The organism is Bradyrhizobium sp. (genome assembly GCF_049581145.1).
Classification (GTDB): domain Bacteria; phylum Pseudomonadota; class Alphaproteobacteria; order Rhizobiales; family Xanthobacteraceae; genus Bradyrhizobium.
This window is the reverse complement of record NZ_JBAURI010001014.1, coordinates 1-2,229: the sequence shown is the minus strand read 5'-3', so window position 1 is coordinate 2,229 and position 2,229 is coordinate 1. Positions and strand designations below refer to the sequence as shown.

Sequence of the window (2,229 nt, the reverse complement as noted above, 5' to 3'; positions counted from 1 at the left end):
GGCCGAAGCAGCCCGGATCCGATGGCAGGGACCAGAGCGCGGATCAGGGTGCCATCGCTGTGCCGCCCGCTCCCGACGGCGAGCTTGCCTCCGGCGTGTCCGCTCCCTCCCGGGTGGTGGTGATCGGGCCCGTCGGCCCCGCGCCACCGCAGACCACCGCGCGCGAGCCGGGCGAAGACGAGTTGACGGCCCTCAAGGAGCAGAAGATCGAGTGCGGCGCCAAGGCGAGGCACCCGACGCCTGCGATCGTGACGCAAGCACAAGCCAGGGTGAAGGGATTCGCGACCAAGGCCCAGGCCCTTTCCATGATGCGGTCGACCCAGGCCCAGCTGGACCTGCACATCAATCCGAACTACATCGCCAACCAGCGTCTGTTCGTCGAGTCACTGGACGGCGCCAGGAGGTTCATCGTGCTGCTGCCTGCCGGGCTCGCGGTCAATGTCGGCGACCTGATTGCATATGATCAGTCTCACATCGACCCATCGGACTCCTGTCAGTTCATTCCGAACCTTGCCGTCAGCAAGCTCTGAGAACCCTGCGGCGCGCGGCTCTCTCAGAGCGAGCTTGAATCCGGCTTCGGCGCGACGGCACATCCGCGCGCGGCGTAGGTCTCCACCAATTTGTGCGCGCGCGCCGTGTTGCGCGTCGCGGGATCGATGGCGATCCAGTTCATGATGGTCTGGGCCGCATCACATGGTCGATCCAGGGCGGCATAGAGATCGGCGAGCTCGAGGAAGACCCATTCTCCGACCTGGCGCGGGGAATGACCGAGATCGATCGTCGACTTGTATTCGTTCACCGCCTCCGCACCGCGGCCGGCGGCGACCAGCGCCTTGCCGCGGAGGTAGTGGAAGTCAGCGATTTCCGGTCTTGCCGACGTCAGGGCGTTGGCAACGGCAAGCGCCTTTTCGGCGTCGCCGAGTTGGAGGAAGAGCTGGCCGGCCGACGCCTGCTCGCTTTCGCTGCCATGGCAGGACAGGCTGAAGCCCATCAGCGCCGATGCGGCCAGCCGCCGCTCTCCTTCGGCGGCCAAGGCGTTGGCGAGCGAACGGATGGCCTGGTGGTCGCAGGCTTCGTGCGCGAGCCGCGTCAGGCTGCTCGCCACACGATCCTTGGCGAACAGGCGCGATGGCAGCACCGAAATTCCCAATTGCCGATACGTGGCAGCGAATTGTTGTTGCGACGGCGCAATGCCGGCCGCCTCTTCGAGCGCGTAAAACGCGCCAGTGGCGCGGTCGTGAAAGGTGAAGCCCAGCAGGGCTACGAGGATGGCGCCGGCGAACAGCAGCACGATGCGGGTTGACCCGTCGCCCGATGCAAGCTCAGGGACAAGCCGTTGGCCGGGAGAGACCAGCCGTTGTTCGGGTTCGATTGGCATGGCAGGCCCGAGCGATTTCGTCGCAGCCTAGTTGAACGCCGCCATGCCCGCAAGGGAGCGGGACCATTCCTGAACCGGACGTTGCGCCTATTCACCGATTGGTCCGGCTTGTTAACGAAGCAATCTGTGCATCCCAGAACCTCTCCGCTTCGTCGGTGTGCACCTCTTCCTCCGAGACCACAAACGGCTCCTTGTCAGAGCGCAACAGATCGCTGCGAACATATGCAAGGAAGGCACGAATTGCGGCGGCCTGTTCCGGTGAAACGGTTTCGAGAAGCTCGCCCCACCATTGGTTCTTCGGCCTTCGATCTCTCCCCGAGGGGATGATCGCTGCAAGCGCGTCGTCGAGATACGACGGGTCCTCGCTAACAGCGAGCAGCAACGACGGCAGATAATACAGGAAGGTTGCCGGCGCCAGAAGCTCTCGGATGATGCCGACGTGCGCCATCATGGTCCAGTTGCGCATCTTGATCTCTGTCCATTGCCGCCCCGCGAGCCATTCAAGCAAGTCGCGATGAAACTCATCATTGATGCCGGGCGGCACTTCCTTCCAGAAGAAGCGCGCGGGCATAGGTTGCGGCGGAAACGCCGCCTCCAGCAGCTTCAAGAAATGCTCTTTTGTGGCCATGCTTTCTCCCATAGCGCCGAGCAAGGCCACCGCTCAAGACTTCGGCCTGGCATACCTCCTTCGGGTCGAGGGCGGCTGTGGAAGGCGCGGCACCGGGCTGCCTCGTTCCACCAGGGCTCATAAGGCGAAGGAGGCCTGGGTCAGTCGCCGGCCCCTCGTCAAGCCCCGCGCCTCGTGATGTCCGCCCTAACCCCATTGGCGGCGCGGACATCTCGGGGCGGCT

Annotated in this window: 3 protein-coding genes; 1 reads left to right on the top strand and 2 read right to left on the bottom strand. The window is 64.4% G+C overall.

Annotated features, from left to right (window positions below; genetic code table 11):
- Positions 1–530: hypothetical protein (locus WCB02_RS32905; RefSeq protein ID WP_423964941.1), on the top strand; the 530-nt coding region annotated here is incomplete at its 5' end.
- Between the two features lie 23 nt (positions 531–553).
- Here WCB02_RS32905 and WCB02_RS32900 read toward each other — a convergent pair.
- Both WCB02_RS32900 and WCB02_RS32895 read right to left on the bottom strand, forming a co-directional pair.
- Positions 554–1,378, bottom strand: a complete 825-nt coding sequence (locus tag WCB02_RS32900; protein ID WP_423964939.1) for a tetratricopeptide repeat protein — start codon at positions 1,376–1,378, stop codon at positions 554–556.
- A 91-nt stretch (positions 1,379–1,469) separates the two neighbouring features.
- A complete protein-coding gene (locus WCB02_RS32895; protein ID WP_423964937.1) occupies positions 1,470–2,036 on the bottom strand; it encodes a hypothetical protein in 567 nt (188 codons plus the stop codon).
- Positions 2,037–2,229: the final 193 nt, after the last annotated feature.